This window comes from Maritalea mobilis, from assembly GCF_004363175.1.
Classification (GTDB): domain Bacteria; phylum Pseudomonadota; class Alphaproteobacteria; order Rhizobiales; family Devosiaceae; genus Maritalea; species Maritalea mobilis.
The window spans coordinates 1206771-1223526 of the sequence record NZ_SNYR01000001.1; the positions used below are offsets into that span (position 1 = coordinate 1206771).

The 16756-nt window shown below is 52.0% G+C and carries 15 protein-coding genes; 2 read left to right on the forward strand and 13 right to left on the reverse strand.

What is annotated here, in order from left to right:
- Nucleotides 1-32: 32 nt before the first annotated feature.
- From ATL17_RS05810 to ATL17_RS05820, 3 genes are read right to left on the reverse strand one after another with little or no spacing between them, the layout of a single operon-like run.
- Nucleotides 33-1355, reverse strand: coding sequence for a TRAP transporter large permease (locus tag ATL17_RS05810; RefSeq protein WP_133571809.1), 1323 nt, complete (start codon nt 1353-1355; stop codon nt 33-35).
- Complete coding sequence (locus ATL17_RS05815) at nt 1355-1861, reverse strand: TRAP transporter small permease subunit (protein WP_208111120.1); 507 nt, start codon at nt 1859-1861, stop codon at nt 1355-1357. The genes ATL17_RS05810 and ATL17_RS05815 overlap by 1 nt, the downstream gene beginning before the upstream one ends.
- Nucleotides 1861-2625, reverse strand: a complete 765-nt coding sequence (locus tag ATL17_RS05820) for an N-formylglutamate amidohydrolase (RefSeq protein WP_133572208.1) — start codon at nt 2623-2625, stop codon at nt 1861-1863. The genes ATL17_RS05815 and ATL17_RS05820 overlap by 1 nt, the downstream gene beginning before the upstream one ends.
- 150 nt (nt 2626-2775) lie before the next feature.
- Between ATL17_RS05820 and ATL17_RS05825 the strand changes: the two genes are divergently transcribed.
- The gene (locus ATL17_RS05825) at nt 2776-3648 is read left to right on the forward strand and encodes a MurR/RpiR family transcriptional regulator (RefSeq protein WP_133571810.1); all 873 of its coding nucleotides are present in this window, start codon (nt 2776-2778) and stop codon (nt 3646-3648) included.
- A 14-nt stretch (nt 3649-3662) separates the two neighbouring features.
- On the opposite strand, the gene ATL17_RS05830 is transcribed toward ATL17_RS05825, so the two are convergent.
- The 3 genes from ATL17_RS05830 to ATL17_RS05840 are packed head-to-tail and all read right to left on the reverse strand — an operon-like array spanning nt 3663 to nt 10185.
- Complete coding sequence (locus tag ATL17_RS05830) at nt 3663-4010, reverse strand: YigZ family protein (protein WP_133571811.1); 348 nt, start codon at nt 4008-4010, stop codon at nt 3663-3665.
- Nucleotides 4011-4058: 48 nt separating this feature from the next.
- Nucleotides 4059-8243: a translocation/assembly module TamB domain-containing protein gene (locus tag ATL17_RS05835; RefSeq protein ID WP_133571812.1), complete on the reverse strand. Its 4185-nt coding sequence runs from the start codon at nt 8241-8243 to the stop codon at nt 4059-4061.
- A gap of 43 nt (nt 8244-8286) precedes the next feature.
- A complete protein-coding gene (locus ATL17_RS05840) occupies nt 8287-10185 on the reverse strand; it encodes an autotransporter assembly complex protein TamA (protein WP_133571813.1) in 1899 nt (632 codons plus the stop codon).
- A 199-nt stretch (nt 10186-10384) separates the two neighbouring features.
- Here ATL17_RS05840 and ATL17_RS05845 point away from each other — a divergent pair, with 199 nt between their 5' ends.
- Entirely contained in the window at nt 10385-11323 is a 939-nt protein-coding gene (locus ATL17_RS05845) for a sugar phosphate isomerase/epimerase family protein (protein WP_133571814.1), read from the forward strand.
- Here ATL17_RS05845 and ATL17_RS05850 read toward each other — a convergent pair.
- From ATL17_RS05850 to phnC, 7 genes are all read right to left on the reverse strand, one after another.
- A complete protein-coding gene (locus ATL17_RS05850; RefSeq protein WP_133571815.1) occupies nt 11288-11773 on the reverse strand; it encodes a hypothetical protein in 486 nt (161 codons plus the stop codon). The two genes, ATL17_RS05845 and ATL17_RS05850, sit on opposite strands and share 36 nt — an antisense overlap.
- Nucleotides 11770-12336, reverse strand: coding sequence for a permease (locus ATL17_RS05855; protein WP_133571816.1), 567 nt, complete (start codon nt 12334-12336; stop codon nt 11770-11772). The genes ATL17_RS05850 and ATL17_RS05855 overlap by 4 nt, the downstream gene beginning before the upstream one ends.
- Nucleotides 12320-12928 carry a DapH/DapD/GlmU-related protein gene (locus ATL17_RS05860; RefSeq protein ID WP_133571817.1) on the reverse strand — a complete coding sequence of 203 codons (609 nt, stop codon included), beginning with the start codon at nt 12926-12928 and terminating at the stop codon, nt 12320-12322. The genes ATL17_RS05855 and ATL17_RS05860 overlap by 17 nt, the downstream gene beginning before the upstream one ends.
- Before the next feature lie 71 nt (nt 12929-12999).
- Entirely contained in the window at nt 13000-13857 is an 858-nt protein-coding gene (gene phnE / locus ATL17_RS05865) for a phosphonate ABC transporter, permease protein PhnE (protein WP_133571818.1), read from the reverse strand.
- On the reverse strand, nt 13854-14795 hold the full coding sequence (phnE, locus tag ATL17_RS05870) for a phosphonate ABC transporter, permease protein PhnE (protein ID WP_133571819.1): 942 nt from the start codon (nt 14793-14795) through the stop codon (nt 13854-13856). Before phnE (ATL17_RS05870) ends, phnE (ATL17_RS05865) begins: the two co-directional genes overlap by 4 nt.
- A 67-nt stretch (nt 14796-14862) precedes the next feature.
- Nucleotides 14863-15795 (reverse strand): phosphate/phosphite/phosphonate ABC transporter substrate-binding protein, encoded by a 933-nt coding sequence (phnD, locus tag ATL17_RS05875; protein WP_133571820.1) that lies wholly within the window; start codon nt 15793-15795, stop codon nt 14863-14865.
- Nucleotides 15796-15835: 40 nt separating this feature from the next.
- Nucleotides 15836-16642, reverse strand: coding sequence for a phosphonate ABC transporter ATP-binding protein (phnC, locus tag ATL17_RS05880; protein ID WP_133571821.1), 807 nt, complete (start codon nt 16640-16642; stop codon nt 15836-15838).
- Nucleotides 16643-16756: the final 114 nt, after the last annotated feature.

Consider the following 16756-nt stretch of genomic DNA (forward strand, 5'->3'; position numbering starts at 1 on the left):
TTAGCGCCCATTTTCTGGGTCTTATTATTGAGTTATTTTCCGTAGACTGTTTCTGGCAGCCAAAGCGCCAATTGCGGGAATGCCATGATCAACCCAAGCGCCAGCAGCATCACCAACACAAACGGCAAGATCGAGCCATAAATGTCTTTCAGCGTGATCTCTGGCGGCGCCATTGCCCGCATCAGAAAGAGGTTGTAGCCAAAGGGCGGCGTCATATAAGCGATCTGCGTGGTGATGGTGTACAAGACGCCATACCAAACCAGATCGAAGCCAAGCGCAGCCACCAGCGGCACATAAAGCGGCGCCACAATCACCAGCATCGCCGTGTCATCCAAAAATGTGCCCATCAACAAAAATGAAAGCTGCATGATGATCAGGATCACCCAGGGGTTGAGCCCCAATTGCTCGGTGAACAGATTTTCAATAGCGCGCACTGCGCCCAACCCGTCAAACACCGCACCAAAGCCCAAAGCCGCCAAAATGATCCACATAAACATGCACGAAATCAGCAAGGTCTGACGCACTGATGTTTCAAAAACTTCTCGCGTCATGCGGCGTTTCACCACCGCCGCCAAGAATGCTGTCATCGCACCGATAGCGGAGCTTTCCACGAGGCTGGTCCAGCCATTGATAAAGGGCACCATCATCGCCGCGAAGATCACAATCGGCAGCACGCCTGCGCCCAACAACCGATATTTTTCGGCCGTGGTCACATCGCGATCCTCTTCCTTCAGCGCAGGGCCAAGCTCTGGCTGAATACGACAGCGAATATAGATATAGAGGATGAACAGGGCCGCCATAATCAAACCCGGCACCACGCCCGCCAACCACAATTGGCCAACAGGTGCCCGCGCAATCATGGCATAAAGTACCAACACCACAGAAGGCGGCACCAAAATGCCCAGCGACGATCCAGCTTGAATAACGCCTGTCACCATCTTCTTGTCATAGCCGCGACGCAGCAATTCAGGCAGCGCAATGGTCGCGCCAATTGCCATGCCGGCAACGGACAGGCCGTTCATGGCTGAAACCAGCACCATCAAGCCGATGGTGCCGATAGCCAACCCGCCATTGATCGGCCCCATCCACACATGGAACATGCGGTAAAGATCGTCAGCAATTTTGGATTCAGAGAGCACATAGCCCATAAAGATGAACATGGGCAGGGTCAAAAGCGGATACCATTTCATCAGCTTCATGGCCGATGCAAACGGAATATCTGACCCGCCTGTTCCCCAAAGGAAAAGCGCTGCAACTGCCGCCACCGCGCCAATCGCCCCAAAAACGCGTTGCCCGGTCATCAGCATCAGCATCATCGAGGCAAACATAAAGATGGCAATCAACTCATAAGGCATTAGAGCTTCACTCCTTTAAGGGTGGCAATGTCTTTGAACAGTTCCGAAATGGACTGCAGCAACATCATGAAAATGCCAAAACACATCACAACTTTGATTGGCCAAAGATAAGGGCGCCAAGCGGTTGGGCTTCGTTCGCCATATTGGAAGGAATAGCTGGTGCTGTCATAAGCGCCATAGAGCATGACACCGAGATAGAAGATCAAAAACAAAACGGTAATCGCGTCCACCTGCGCTTTCCGCTTGTCTGACCAGGTGCCATAGAACAAATCCATGCGCACATTCGCCCCTTTTTGCAGGGCATAAGGCCCACCCAAAATATAATAGGCAACCATCGCAAACTGGGCCATTTCCAAGGTCCAAAGCGAAGGCAAAAAGAAAGTTTTTGAGATAGAAGACCACAACAAAATGGCCACCATCACAAAGATAAAGTACATCATGATGCGACCCATTCGATAATTGATCGCATCAACAATGCGGACATATTTGCCCATAAATGACATCATTAGCTCGCCTCCCCCGCGCTAATTTCATCAAGGGTATTCAAAGCCCGTTGCACCATATCCGAGAGCAGTTGCGCCATTTCATCTTGCTGCGCTTCAGTTTTAATCAAATCATTGCGCACTTCGATCATCACGTTCAAAAGCTTATGCTCAATGCCGTGGCGCTGCAGTGTATAGGTCACCCCATCTTCGGGGCCGTAAGGCTCATTCCGCTCAATCTTCATCGCTGACATTTGCTCAGCATGGGCCAACATCGCATCTGCTAGGCGGGAATCTTCATCGTGCAAAATGCCAATTTCCGTGGCCCGTTTCTCGCCAAAATACACCGGAGTGAAGCTGTGAATGGTCACTAGCACAGGCGGCACTTTTGCCCAGCTAATGGCTTGAGCAACTTGTTTATGAAACGGCGTGTAGCATTGCGATACCCGCGCCATATAGGCATCAACACTTAGCTCGCGATTGCCCGGCACATCATAAATCTCGCTCTTCACCGGCACGGCATCCACGGCCTCTGGCGGGCGATTACAATCGTAGATTAAACGGGAAACGCCGCCAGAAATCATTTTGGCATCAAGAATTTCGCCCATCCGCTGCATTACAGCGTAAGCGCCCGGGTCCCATGCCACGTGGCTTTGCTGCACCTCTTGGCTCAGGCCCAGCCCGTTAAACTGAGGTGGGAAATGGTTTGACGCATGTTCACAAATTAAAAGCACAGGCGATGTGCCGTCTGGGTTCTCCAGCCGTACAGCCTCAAAATCAGTATTCATGTTTTTCGATTTTTCTGAAGAAATATTCACATCCACCCCTCTTCTGTACATTTTTCTTCAAAACCCAATCGCCTGTCAATATCTTTTCTGAAATCTTTTCTTCATATTCATTTCGATTGTTGATAAACCAAGAGAAACGGAGAAATTGTCGTGTCAAAAAGCACCAGCACAGTCGCCGAATTGTTGCAAAACAATGCCGACAATCTGACGCGCGCAGAGCGCCAGCTTTCCCAATCTATTTTGGTGAACTATCCCGTTTCGGGCCTTGGCTCGATCACGGCGGTCGCGAAAAATGCAGGGGTCTCCACCCCAACAGTCGCCCGCTTGGTGAAGAAAATTGGTTTCTCAGGTTTCCCGGAATTTCAAGCAGCCTTGCGCAACGAGGTGGAAGCAACCATCTCCGACCCGATTGCCAAGCACGACACATGGGCAGGCCAAGCGCCCAACGAGCACATCGTCAACAAATTCACCGATGCGGTGATTGAAAATATCCGCCATTCCCTTGGCCAATTGGATATTGAAACGTTCGACCAAACCTGCGCTCTACTGGCGGACACAAAGCGATCCCTGTTTATCGTTGGCGGGCGCATCACCCGGTCTTTGGCTGACTATTTCTTCCTGCACATGCAAGTGCTGCGCGAGGATGTGACTCACATCCAAGCCATTTCAAATGCGTGGCCGCACTATCTTCTCGATATGAAGAAGGATGATGTGATCGTCATTTTTGACGTGCGCCGCTACGAAACCAGCACCTTGCGCCTCGCCGAAATGGCCGCCGAAGCCGGCGCAAAAATCATCCTGTTCACGGATCAATGGCATTCCCCCATCGCCAAATTGGCGGATCACACTTTCAGCGTGAAAATCGTTGTGCCTTCGGCTTGGGACAGTTCGGTGACCACAATGCTGGTGGTGGAAACCATCATTGCCGACGTGCAAACCCGCACCTGGCCTAAAACCCGCCAGCGGATGGAAGAGTTAGAGGTCATGTTCGACCGTACTAAATTTTTCCGGAAATTTACCTAGAGTTTTCTAAAACTCTAAAGCTCATCCAAATAGAACCGAACCGCATCTTTCACATGGCGAAACCGATCGCCACCCAAATGTTTGCCGCCATACCAGCGCGTCACCACAATGATGTGATTGTGTAACTCTTCCCGCGCCAGCATTTGCAGAATGATCATGCCCGCGCCGCTCTCGCCATCATCATTTTTAATCTCTTCCTCACCGCAGATGACCGCCCAAGTGTTGTGCGTAGCCTTGGCGAATTTCTTCTTGCGTTTCAGTTCTTTGATGAAAGCTTTTGCCTCATCTGCAGAATGGCAAGGGCCACCCGAAACCGCATATTTTGATCCGCGATCTGAAATGATGTTGTCGAGAATTATCATGGCACAACTGGTACGCAGATCAGCGGCAATAATCAACTCCGGCGAGGTCTAATAATCTCTCTCGAAAAAGATACCCGCTTCAGTGTTGCCATCACCCGAAGTCTCACCACGCGCTTTCAAACTGTCGGTGATCTCCAAATCAATTGTCACCTTATCGTCGGCAGCCTTGGTACCTTTTTCAACATTTACATAGGTGCGATCATTCAAATAACCGCCAATGCCAACTGTGGTTTCGCCCTGCTCATTGCTCTTAATGTCGATATTGTCGACACCCGCCAAAGAGCGCAGGCGATCCAACAATCCGGGACCAGAATTAGAGCCATTCAACGTGGCAACAGCATTCGCCAATTGCGCCAATTGCAGCGGAGAAAGCTCGCCCAAGCTTTTGCCAAAGAACAGATTGGCCACCACTTCATCCTGCGGCAGGCTTGGCGAGGATTGGAATGAAAATTCAGGCGAAGACGCATAACCCTGCACAATGATCGAATAAATATAGCCATCGCTGCGGGTGCTGGCGCTGAAGTTCAATGAAGGGTCCATGGTACCGCGGAAAATGACTTGCCCGGTGTCAAAGTCGAAGCGCTTGGTCAGCAAATCCACGCGGCCACGCATCAGGCTGATTTGCCCGGATGGCGATGGATTGCCTGTGGTGCCCAAAATACGCAATTGCCCGCCCAACTCAGCATCCACACCACGACCGCGCACATAGATACGTCGCGGCGCGTTTACCTGAATGTCCAAATTCATGCCGCCACCGCTGCCACCACTCGCGGCAGGCTTCGGCGCCAACTCAGCCGCCTGTTGCTGCACCGCGCCGGAAGCGCCTTTATGTTGAATATCAACTGGCGACACGCCGCCACCCAACTGCTCTGGAATGATGATGCTGGCTTGATCAATATTGGCAACGCCGCCAATTGAACCGCCCGTGGCCAGCGGTCCTGTCAGCCGCAAATCCGCATTAAACTGCGTCGACAATGTACCATCTTCATATGAGCCATTGCGCACACGAATATCATAATTGCTTTGCAGATTCTCTGCGGGCCTTAGGGAGGTTTCCCCTGTCACGGACAATTGGCCTCCACCGCCGATTGTGCCGTTCAACTGCACCACCTGTGCCCGATCATTGTTAAGCGCAATATTGGCTTCAATATTCGAAACCGAAACTTTAGACGCAACATCCAACAACCGGGCACCGCTGGTGCTCACTTGCCCCTGATATCGCGGCACAGCAGTGCTGCCCGTAATCTTTGCATTGATGGAGGCGGCACCCGTCAACCGCAGACCTGCCCGCGACAAGGGTTGCGCCAAATATTCAAAGGGCAATTGCCCGGCTACATCAATGTTCAAGGCATTGGATGCCAGATTGATATTACCGTTGGCACGAGCCGATGCGCCGCCGCCTTGAATATCATTTTGCATCGACAATTGATTGTTGGCGAATGTGCCAGAACCCGAAAGGCTGAGCGATGACAATTGATTACTGCGGCTCAGCGCAACAGAAAACCCATTGGCCTGATAGCGATAATCTACTTTGGGTGCCGAGGCACTGCCAGTGATTGTCGCGCGACCCGTCAAATTGCCTTCAATCGCCTGCCCGGTGCTGGCAAAATTCTCGATCAAATTGAGCGGAAAATCATCCAATTGTGCCTCAAGATTAAGCTGATCGCCAATCTGGCCATTCGCTGAAACACGCCCTGAACCAACGGTTAAACCCGGCAACGCCAGATCAAAGCCATTATCTGCAGGTGTAAGTGTCGCGGCCTGTGTCAGCTCCAGCGGCACATTCTGATACCGACCCGAAAACTCTGCCAAATTGAGGGCAAATCCATCGTCGCCCAAGGCGCCATTGCCCGCTGCACGCAACTGATCACCTTCATATTCGGCTTGCCAAACAAACGGGTAATTTTGCCCTTCGCTACGCAGATCAAACCGCACATCCGATAGCCGTTCATTGGCGGCACGCACTGTTTCAACCCGAACCGTACCGTCGAGAATTGGCGTACCAAATAGGTCATTTGCCCGCGCGCCGATTTGCACATTCTGCGCCTTCGCTGTCGCCATAGACAATTCATCTGCCGAAGCTTCAAACTGCACATTCTGCTGACCATCGGTAGCATCCAGCACCAATTTGCCATTGAGATTGCCTGCCAACCCTTCTTGTAACAGCAGCGGCGCCAACTCTTTCAAATCAGCAACAGCTAGCGCAAAGCTACCTTCCAACAAGCCATCGCCTGAAATGACCAGCGCCCCCTCGGCACGACCACCGGGCACATTGGCCTTCACATTTCGCAGCAATTGCCGACCGTCTTCTTGCTGAATATATTCGGCCTGAACCTCAACAGGCGACTGCCGATAAGTGGCGTTTAGCGCCAGTTTGATCCCATCAGTTAAGCCACCTTCAATTGTGCCGCTCAAATCTTCCAGCGGCTCACCTTCAAGTCGCACACCCTGGCTGGCCAATTGCAACTTGACCTGCGGATTGTTCAGCGCACCGCTTGCTTCAAGATCAAACTTGGCTTGTCCTTCAAGGCGCGGATCAAACGCAGATAGCTTAGCAAAGCCAATATTGCCCTGTGCGCCAAGGCCTCCAGCCGTCAGTTCTGCAGCCAATTCAGCATTCAAATTACCACTGCTCACAACCAACCGCTCAGCAGCAAGCTTTTGCCCATCGCGCACCAAACGCACTTCAATTTGCCCGGTGCCATTGGCGAACAACTGACCGTAAATCCCATCCTGCTGTGGCGCGATGTCGGCATTGAGTTCCGCGATTAGATTTTGTGTTTCAGGCTCAAAACTGCCCTTACCTCGAGCCGTCAGGGCCGCGCTTTCGAGCTTTAAGTCCTCGAACTGATATTGATCCGGCGAAACCTTTAAGGTCGTTGCCAAACCGATTGGCCCCACCAGCAGCGGATCAATCTGTGGGTTCTGCAATTGGGCAAATGCCATTTTGGCACTCACATCTAAATTGCCCTGCCGCTCATTCAGATCGAAGGCAGAAGCGCGAACGTTGAATTGTGCATCCTCAAAGCTTGCATCGGCGCTATTCAATTGCGCCACACGCCCGCTCAACACCAAATCGGCTGCGGACAACGCACCGCTTAATTGGCCATTCAACTTGACAGCACCCAAGCGCATTTCAGTCTTGCCATCGGGCGAGAATGCAACCTCGGTTTCCTCATCACCAAATTGTCCAGTCAGCGACAAATCAACTGCATCCGCCGCATAGGTGCCGCGCGCTTCAATTTGCGTCAGGGCGGAGCGGAACCGAGCGCTGCGCACATCAAATTCATTGTCACCGCGACGCACCGCATCAATATTGAGCTGCGATTGCCCTGCCACAAATGGCACCAACATATCCGGCATAAACGGTGCCAATTGCCCCACCAACTCAGCTTGAAGCCCCTGTTGTTCGCCAGTTAGGGACACAACAAGCGCACCTTTAACCGCTTCGCGCCCATCCAATGCTGCGCTCAAATCTGCCTTGAGGTTGGACAACGGCCCGCTGGTCGCAATTCGCGCTTCAAATGCAGGACGACCGGGAATATCAATCAGATCAGCAAACAAGCCTTCGCCCGGCTCATCAATGGCCAGCGTAAGGCCAAAACCATCTTCATTTGGCGCGATGGTCCAGTCGGCATCCAAAATCGGCGCATTACGATCAAGCGAAATCAACCGCAATTCACCATGTGTGTTCAGCGGCACATTTTGCGCATCCACATTGCCGCTTAGCGCCAAGCGTCGCGCTGTGCCCAGCACGGGTTCGTCCAAAACAATTTCATCAATCGAAATTTGATCAATATCCGCAGCCCGCAAGGGATCAGGCAAAAACTGCTCAGGAAATGCGAGGGGAGAGGCAGGCGCATCTTGGCTTTCTGGTGCTTTGGGCAGTCGATAAAGCTGCACTTTGGCTACCGCCAATCGATCCAGCATCAGCCGACGCGAAAAGAGCTGGCCCAGTTGATAATCCAACTGCACGTCATTGAGCTCTGCCCATACGCCGTCCACATCGCTCAGCCGAACTTGATCGATCCGCAATTTATCGCCCAGCACTTGCTTCAGGCCGGTGATTTCCACCTGCTGCGATTCATTGCTCACAGTGTTTGCAATGTAATTTCCGGTAAAATCGCGGCCAGGCGATGTGAGCAACAAAAACGAAATGGCACCCAGCGCCAAAACCACCGCCACCAAAAGGGGCAGCGTGATCCGCCAAATCCATTTTTTTGCTGCATTCATACGGAGGGCCTTCGGCTAAATCCTGCGATCAGACGGCTTTAGGTTAAAAAGCCTGTCCTATACCAAGATATAGGCCATAATTTGGTTCCCCAGAAATATTTTTAAGTGGGATCGCCAAATCTGCACGGATCGGCCCAAGCGGTGTCAAATAACGCACGCCAACGCCAACACCGGTATAAATATCGCCGCCCTGCCCCGGTATATTCGACGTGAAGGCGCCGCCCATATCCACAAAGCCAACCACGCCAATTTGCTCGGTTGCTTTGTAACGCACTTCTGCTGATGTTTCGAAGTAGGACAACCCACCAGTGGGCACGCCTGCGCCCGTTCTCGGCCCAGCCGCTTGGAAGGCATAGCCACGAATAGAGCCGGCACCGCCAGCAAAGAACCGACGGTCCACCGGAACGTCAGCCAAATCCGCACCGATGATCGAACCAGCCGCCGCACGACCTGCCAAAACCAATTTGGCTTCATCATCAAATGCATAATAGGTGCTGGCTTTCACCGAAGTTTTTACAAATTGCGCACCACTGTCAAAAGCGTAAGTTGGCTCTGCATAGGCAACAGCAAAAATACCTTCGGTGGGATTAAGCGCGTCATCGCGCGTGTCATATGTCAACTCAAAGGGGGCCGAAACTATAGACTGATTGGTGGTCACGCCATCCACAGTCAACACCGCATATTCGCCCGTCAAACCGCCACGCACACTCAATTCGTCCGTAATATCATGCGTCAAATTGGCTTCAATTTTACCGCCGCGCTTGGTGAAGGCCTTCGGGTTCTCAATGTCAAATGAGATTTTGCCTTCAAAACTTGTTTTTGGGCCAAATGCATTGGGCTTGAAATAAACCAGCGCTGTATGGAAATCGAGCTGATCCAGCCCGCCTTGACCGATGCGATTGACCGAACCTTCAACCCGCACTTTTTCTGCACTGCCAAACAAATTGCGGTGCACCCAGAAACCTTCAACGCCCAGCCCATCTGTATTGCCGATTGTGGCGCCTACACCAATGGTGCGCGGCTTGCGCTCACTCACCTCAATATTCAAATCAACCAAATCGGGTCGATCCGCGCGGCGCTCGCGCTTGATCACCACGCTGTTGAACACACCCAATTCCTGCAAATTACGCGTTGCACGCTTGGTGATTTGCGGACGATAAATCTCACCACGCGGCAGATCAGCAATTTCAATAATGGTCTGCTCGCGCACATCTTTTGCGCCAGAAACCCGCACATTGCCGATATGGGCCAACTGCCCCGTTTCAATGCGCAAAGTGACATCAAGTTGGTTTGTCCGGTGGTCTGCCTCAATGGTCCGATCCACCACTTCAGCAAAGGCATAGCCCTTGTCCCGCCATTCAGACAGGATTGCGTTTTGCGCCTCCAAAATCACATCTGATTTGGCCACATCGCCCGCGCGCAGACCATAATCCGCCACCACCAGCGGCTGCCCATTGGTGCGCACATCTGGTGTCGCAAACACAAATTGCGGCCCCGCTTCCACCTGAATGGTGACTTGAGTGGCTTTACCTTCAAGGTTCACATCCAGCGGCACCTGATCCAACGGGGTGCCATTGATCAAAATTTTCAGCACCGCGCCATAATAAGCTTCGCCATACATGGCGGCCACAATGCGCTTTTGATCCACTCTGGCGCGGGTTAAAAGGCTCACACTATCTTCAGGCGCTTCAGCTTGATCACTCACCAAAAGCGAGGCATTGGCGATCACTTGTTCAAGATCGGCATTATCCACTTGGATTTGCGTTGCATAGCGCACCTCGCCCGCCACAGGCTCCAGATTGGCAGCGCTGGTGATCCGCGCTTCACCTCCGCCAAACGGCCACAATTGAGATAAACTGAACGCACTTGCAGGCGCCGCGGCCATACTCAGCAGCGCGACGACAGAAATTCCCGCAAAACCCTTACGCACCAAATTAGACAATTTGCTGCTACTCCAAACACTTAACTTAAGACCGATCTTAACCGCCAAACCCTACCATAGTGCTAAGCCCGTTTCAAAACCCGTTTTATGCAAACGCACAAATTCAGTTTCGCCGCAGCTCATGGCAGCAATTTGTCACCGAAGTGACACCTAACCCGCCTAAAACCAAAACAAAAATCAAATAGCGGTGATCACCATCATGGAAAATCGAATTGGCTTTAGCGTCGGCAATTATGGCCAGCAAGGGGATTTGGACGCATTGGGCAAGCGCATTGCTCAACAAGTCGATATGGGCGCCAATTTTTGCGAGCTAAATGCCTCCAATCTTGATGCTGTTTCTGCCTGCCGATTGATGCCCGAACGCCTCGCCAAATTGAAAAATATTCTGGCGCGTCAAAAGATTGCCTATTCTCTTCATGCGCCAATTGCCATCAATTTAATGGACCGCCCCCATATTGAGCATCATTTGCGCGCAGCTATGGCCAGCCTTGAATTGGCCGCCGAATGCGACGCCGAAATCATGGTCCTGCATCCAGGCCGTGTGCATCCCGGCCATTGGGCCGACAATGCCAGCAACTTACTGGCGCTCGAGGCTGAAGATTTGCATGTTTTGGCCGACCGGGCCCAAAATCTAGGCGTCACAATTGCCTATGAAAACCTCAATCCCAATCGCCACAATATTGCAGGCACCGAGACATCTTATGCCTTGGATTTGAGCGCTCTGGCCAACCAGCTTTCCCGCATCAATCATCCGCACCTTGTGGCTTGTTTTGATGTGAGCCATGCCCAACAAGGTGCAACGCTGCAGGGCTATGATGTTTTAGACAAACTGCCCGATTTGGAACCGCATATCGGGCATATCCATTTCTCCGATTCCACAGGCGCCCCCGCCACCATCAAATGGGATAATGATGGCGAACGGTTATTTTTCGGCATTGGCGACATGCATGCCGCCCCCGGCTTTGGCACCATCGATTTTGAAGCCATTGCAAATGCACTCAAGCTAGAAAAACCTCCTGGCATCATCATCGAGCTAAAAGGCAATCACTATGCCCATTCCGGCCGCCAAACCTTGGCTGCCGCGCAAAACTTTGCCGCGCAGCTAAGCGAGGAAATAGACAATCCCACCCACCAATAGCGGTATCGGCCATGTTACAGCAAAGCGCAGCATAAAGTTGCGTCCGCCCAACAAAGGCAATTCATAAGCGAGGATCTTACTGGTGGAGAACAGCGCCCACGCTGTGGTGTAGGCCATAACGGGTGCAATGGCTGCGCCAGCTTTCAGCGCGCCCGCGCTAATTGCAAAGCAAACAAAGGCCCCGCCTGGCGTGATCGGGCCAAGAAAACTGGCCAGCACGATAGCGCCAAAGCCCGCCTCTTTACCCAATACCGATCGCACCTGATCCTGCGGTAACAGCTCTGCAAACAGGCCTGCGCCCAGCAATGCGATGCCAATGCGTGGCAAGGTGAACTTTAACAATTCAACCGCTGCCGTCAGCGCTTCGCCTCGCTGACCAGTGCGCCCGAGCCGCTGCCACGCATAAAAAACGCCTACCCAAATCACAATCGTGCCGATCAAAATATTCATGCTCGCGCCTCCGCAAACATCTTCCGTGCGGCGAGGCCGCATATAATGGGCAAGATAACTGATATGGATAAGCGCAGCAAAACAAAGTCTGCATGCAAGAAAGACATTTCCCAGATCAATGTGCGATTAAGATTCAGCAGGCTCCACCCGGTCACAAAAGCAACAAGCGCACCAGCATCAACGCCAGCCACAACAAAGCCCGCCGCCAACGGATAAACCATCATGGGACCACCCGGCATCAGCGCGCCGAGAAAAGCCGCCAGTCCGAGCCCCCAAATGCCGCGTTCCCCGCCAACCATATTGGCAATTTTATCATTGGACACCAGCAATGGGATGGCCGCTGCGATAAACACACCGCCGAGAATTTTCGGTGACAGGGTGACCGCAAACACGATGGTTTCGCCGAATATTTCAACCACCCGCCAAAGGCCCTTTTGGGCGATAACACCGATCGCTGCAAACAGCGTCATCGCCACAAGAACCAGAAATCCACCATCGAAGATTTTGCGCTTTTTGGGTTTAGGCGCAGCCGTAGCGGCTTGGTCTTCAGCGGTATTTTTCAATGAATGCGTCAATATCTAATGCTCTAATATCCGGAATAGCGGCCTTATATTTGTCGCGTGGCCAGTCCCAAACTGCGATTTGCTCAAGCGCTTCCGCCTGCGCTTCGGTGAAGCGGCGCTTGATCAGTTTGGCAGGCACGCCACCAACAACACTATAGGGTGCAACATCTTTCGTCACCACCGCCCCGGCACCAACAACTGCGCCATTGCCAATCGTCACCCCTGCGGTCACGGTTACCCCGTGACCAATCCACACATCATGGCCGATATGTACCCAATGGTCTTTGCGCCAGTCAAAAAACTCTTGGTCGTCGTCCCCCAGATCATATTGCTCGGCGCGATAGACTGAATGATGCTGCAAGGCCCGCCAGGTTGGATGGTTGCCCGGGTTAATCCGCACCGAATTTGCAATGGAGCAAAACTTGCCAATGCTGGTCCACACCACGTGGCAATCTTGGGTAATATAGGAATAATCACCCATTTCACTTTCGCGCATCATGGTGCCTTTGCCCACATCGGTCCATGCACCCAGAGTGCAGTCCTTCAGATCAGCTTCCGGGTGTATTGTTGGCGCTTCACTCAATTGCTTCATTTTTCATCCCTTAATTGAAAGTGGGGCGCAGATCGCGCCCCAGTTAGAACAGTGTCGCATGGCATTTTGCGTTATTTTGTGTCGCCAAACTCGCCAATAATCTTCTTACGAATTTTCGCGCTCAACCAGTCAATGATGTAAACCATGATGATGATCAAAAAGATGATCGACCATGCTTCATCCCATTTGTATGCCGAAATCCGATCCGACAGCAAAAAGCCAATACCGCCTGCGCCCACAATGCCCAAAATCGTGCCGGACCGTACGTTAGACTCAAAATTGTAAAGCAGTATGGAAATGATCACCGGGCTCACTTGTGGCATCACCCCGAACCGCACCGTTTGGAACCGCGAGCCGCCGGAGGCTTTCACCCCATCAACGGGCTTCTCAGAGGTATTCTCAATCGCCTCAGAAAACAGTTTGGCGAATGTGCCAATTTCGGAAACAGCCATCGCCAAAATTCCCGGCAGCGGCCCCAGGCCAAACGCACGGATAAAGATCAGTGCCAAGATCAAGGTTTCAAACGCCCGGATCACATCATAACCCCGACGCGTTGTATGCCGTAAAAACGGAATGCGGTTGATGTTTTTCGCGCCCAAAAATGACAGCGGGAACGCGATGACCGCACCAAGCACAGTGCCCAAAAAGGCGATGGCCAATGTTTCCAAAAGACCTTCTAAGATCGGCGCAAACTCAAACCAGCTTGTCCAAATATAAGGCGGGAACATAAAGCTCAGCACCCGGCCAAAACGCTCCACACCGGTCATAATCCGTGCAGGCGAAAAATCGAACACAATCAGGCAGTAAATAAATAGGCCGACAATGCCAACCCAAACCGCGGCCCGCTGTAAACGCACCTGCAATGGTTCGCTGTATAAATGCGGAACCTGCGCGCGATAATGGGCGATTTCTTTTTCAGTCACATTCATGTGCGCTCTCCCATGCCGATAATGCGGTGACGCAGTTTTTCCGATAGAAAATCAATCACCATCACGGTGACGAAAATGATGATAAAGAGGGCCGATAAATCGGTATATTCTTGAAAGCTCATCGCCGTGCGGAATTCTTGGCCCAAGCCACCTGCGCCCACATAGCCAATGATTGAGGAGGCCCGCACATTGATCTCAAAGCGCAGCAATGTGTAGCTGATGATATTCGGCATCACCTGCGGCACAGCGCCATAGCGGATTTGATCGAACCAACTGCCCCCGGCAGCTTTCACGCCCTCCAGCGGACGCATATCGATATTCTCATTGACTTCAGAATAGAGCTTACCCAGCGATCCTGTGGCATGTAGCGCAATCGCCAACACGCCAGCCATTGGCCCAACAGAAAAGCAAAACACAAAGATCAGCGCCCAAACCAGTTCAGGCACCGTACGTGCAATTTCCAAATAGCGACGACACACCCAAAGCACATATTTATTGGGCGTCAAATTTCGGGCCGCCGGAAACGACAGAACGAAACCGCCAATCACCCCAAGCACCGTCGCCATAAACGCGATCAAAATCGTCTCGAGCAAAAGCTGCATCCACACGGGCCAGCGCCAAAACCAATTGGCCAAATCTGCACCCAGATTTTCCCACGTTAAAGTGGGGATGGTCTGCACAATAAATTCGCCCAATCGGGGCAATCCGGCTGAAATAATCCATTGCCACTCGCGGGCACCATCAATGGTGGTCACTTGGGTCACTTTGAAAAAGTCACCAATCCAAGCCGTCACCACAAACAGGACAAAAAAGACCAAACTGCCAATTGCCCAATTGACGCGCATGCTGCGTCTGTGGGCATTAAAATCGTGCTCAAACTGGTCCATCGCCGAGCTGCTGGGCGGCAAATCATGTATGCTGGTCGCCTGCAAGGTCATATGCTCTTCCTTCAATAAAAGAACGGACTATGCCCAAAAGACATAGTCCGCCCCATCTTGTCAGTTCTTAGCCGCCACGACGCTGTTGGCGCAGCCATTCACGCATATCAACGATCCACTGATAACGCTCATGGTCAACTTCCACATAGCCATTATCTGGGTTTGGATCTTCAGGGTCGAATGAAGAGTAAACTTTGTAATCTTCAGGACGCGCTGTTGGAAACGCCTTCATGGCTTCAGCAAAATCAGCAATCATTTCTTCAGGCAAGCTGGCGCGAGCAGTCCAAGGGCCAGATGTAATTTCTGGGCTTTCCCAAATTTTACAAACAACGCCTTCGTCAATCATGCCTTTGTTTTCCATGCGTTGATAAACGCCATCTTCGTCATTGTTCTGATATGTTGACGCAGTGTTGAATGTGCCGTTTACAACGCCTTGCACACCAGCTTCATGCGAACCAGAGAATGGCACAGCAGAGAAATATTCCTCTGGCTTAAAGCCTTCTTTTTCGATGAAGTTGAAGTAAGGCACCGCATAGCCAGAAGTTGAGTCTGGGTCAGCAAAAGCGTGTACTTTGCCTTTGGCGTCAGCAAGGCTCTTAATGCCGCTGTCACAACGTGTGACCACAATTGAGCGGTAGCCTGTGTTGCCATTCAATTTTTGTGAAGTCAAAAACGGGATCACACCGCCATTTGTGGCATTGTAAACCGCTGCATATGAAGAAGAACCAAAGCTCGCAAATTCGATTTGGTCAGCGGCCATGGCCTGCACAACACCATCATAATTTCCAGCGGTGAAGAACTCAACTTTAACGCCAAGTGTTTCTTCAAGATAAGAACGCAAAGGCTCGTTACGCTCCAAACGGTCTTGCTCGTTTTCGCCAGAAAGAATACCAAATTTCACAACTTGATAATCGTCTTTCCAACCTTCTGCCGCAGCTGGTGCAACAAAGGCAGGGGTCATCATCAACGCCAAAAGCGCAGTACTTGTCAGCAACTTCATGGGGGTTCTCCTGATAGATATGCTGGTTAGGTGTTGGGAATTATGCTGCAACGCGTGGCCGATTGCCGACCGAAGTTGAGGTTACAGCTTCGTTGAAATCGTCCAGGCCATCTGCGCCATAAATATCGCGCACAACCGCATCGGTGAGCTCGTGGGCTGGGCCGTCAAACATCACTTGGCCTTGGCGCATGGCGATGATCCGCCCGCAATATTCGCGCGCTGTATCCAGCGTATGCAAATTGACCAAAACTGTGAGTTTATCTTCTTCATTGATGGTGCGCAGTGCATCCATCACGCGGGTTGCGTTGCCCGGATCGAGCGAGGCTATTGGCTCATCCGCCAACATAATGCGTGGGTTTTGAACCAGCGCGCGAGCAATGGCGACGCGTTGCTGTTGTCCGCCAGATAAGGTGCCAGCACGTTGCAAGGCAAACGGCACCATATCCAACCGATCAAGCGCCTTTGCCGCCATGGTGCGCTCTTCATCAGAAAAACGCATTGCAGTGGACGACAGAACGCCGTGCTCGGCCACCCGGCCAATCAACACATTAGTGATCACATCCAACCGGTCCACCAGGTTGAATTGTTGAAAGATCATCGCGCAATCGCGCCGCCACTGGCGCAGGGCCTTGCCTTTTAGCTTGGTGATGTCGACGCCATCGAACGAAACAGAACCTTCTGTCGGTTCGATCAAGCGGTTGATCAACCGCAGCAAAGTGGATTTGCCAGCACCGGAGCGGCCAATCACGCCCACAAACTGCCCAGCTTCAATGTCGAGCGTGGCGCTATCCACCGCTTTGGTGGTGCCAAAATGCTTTGAAAGTCCAGAAATATTAAGAGCGGTCATTTCACCCTCCCCTTTTCATTCGGATGATTTAGGGAAGTGATACCGCGCCTAAATGACGCTCTATGTGCAGAAATATAAAACTTGTGTCACAAGTCCGGATGAATTGGTTGAAAC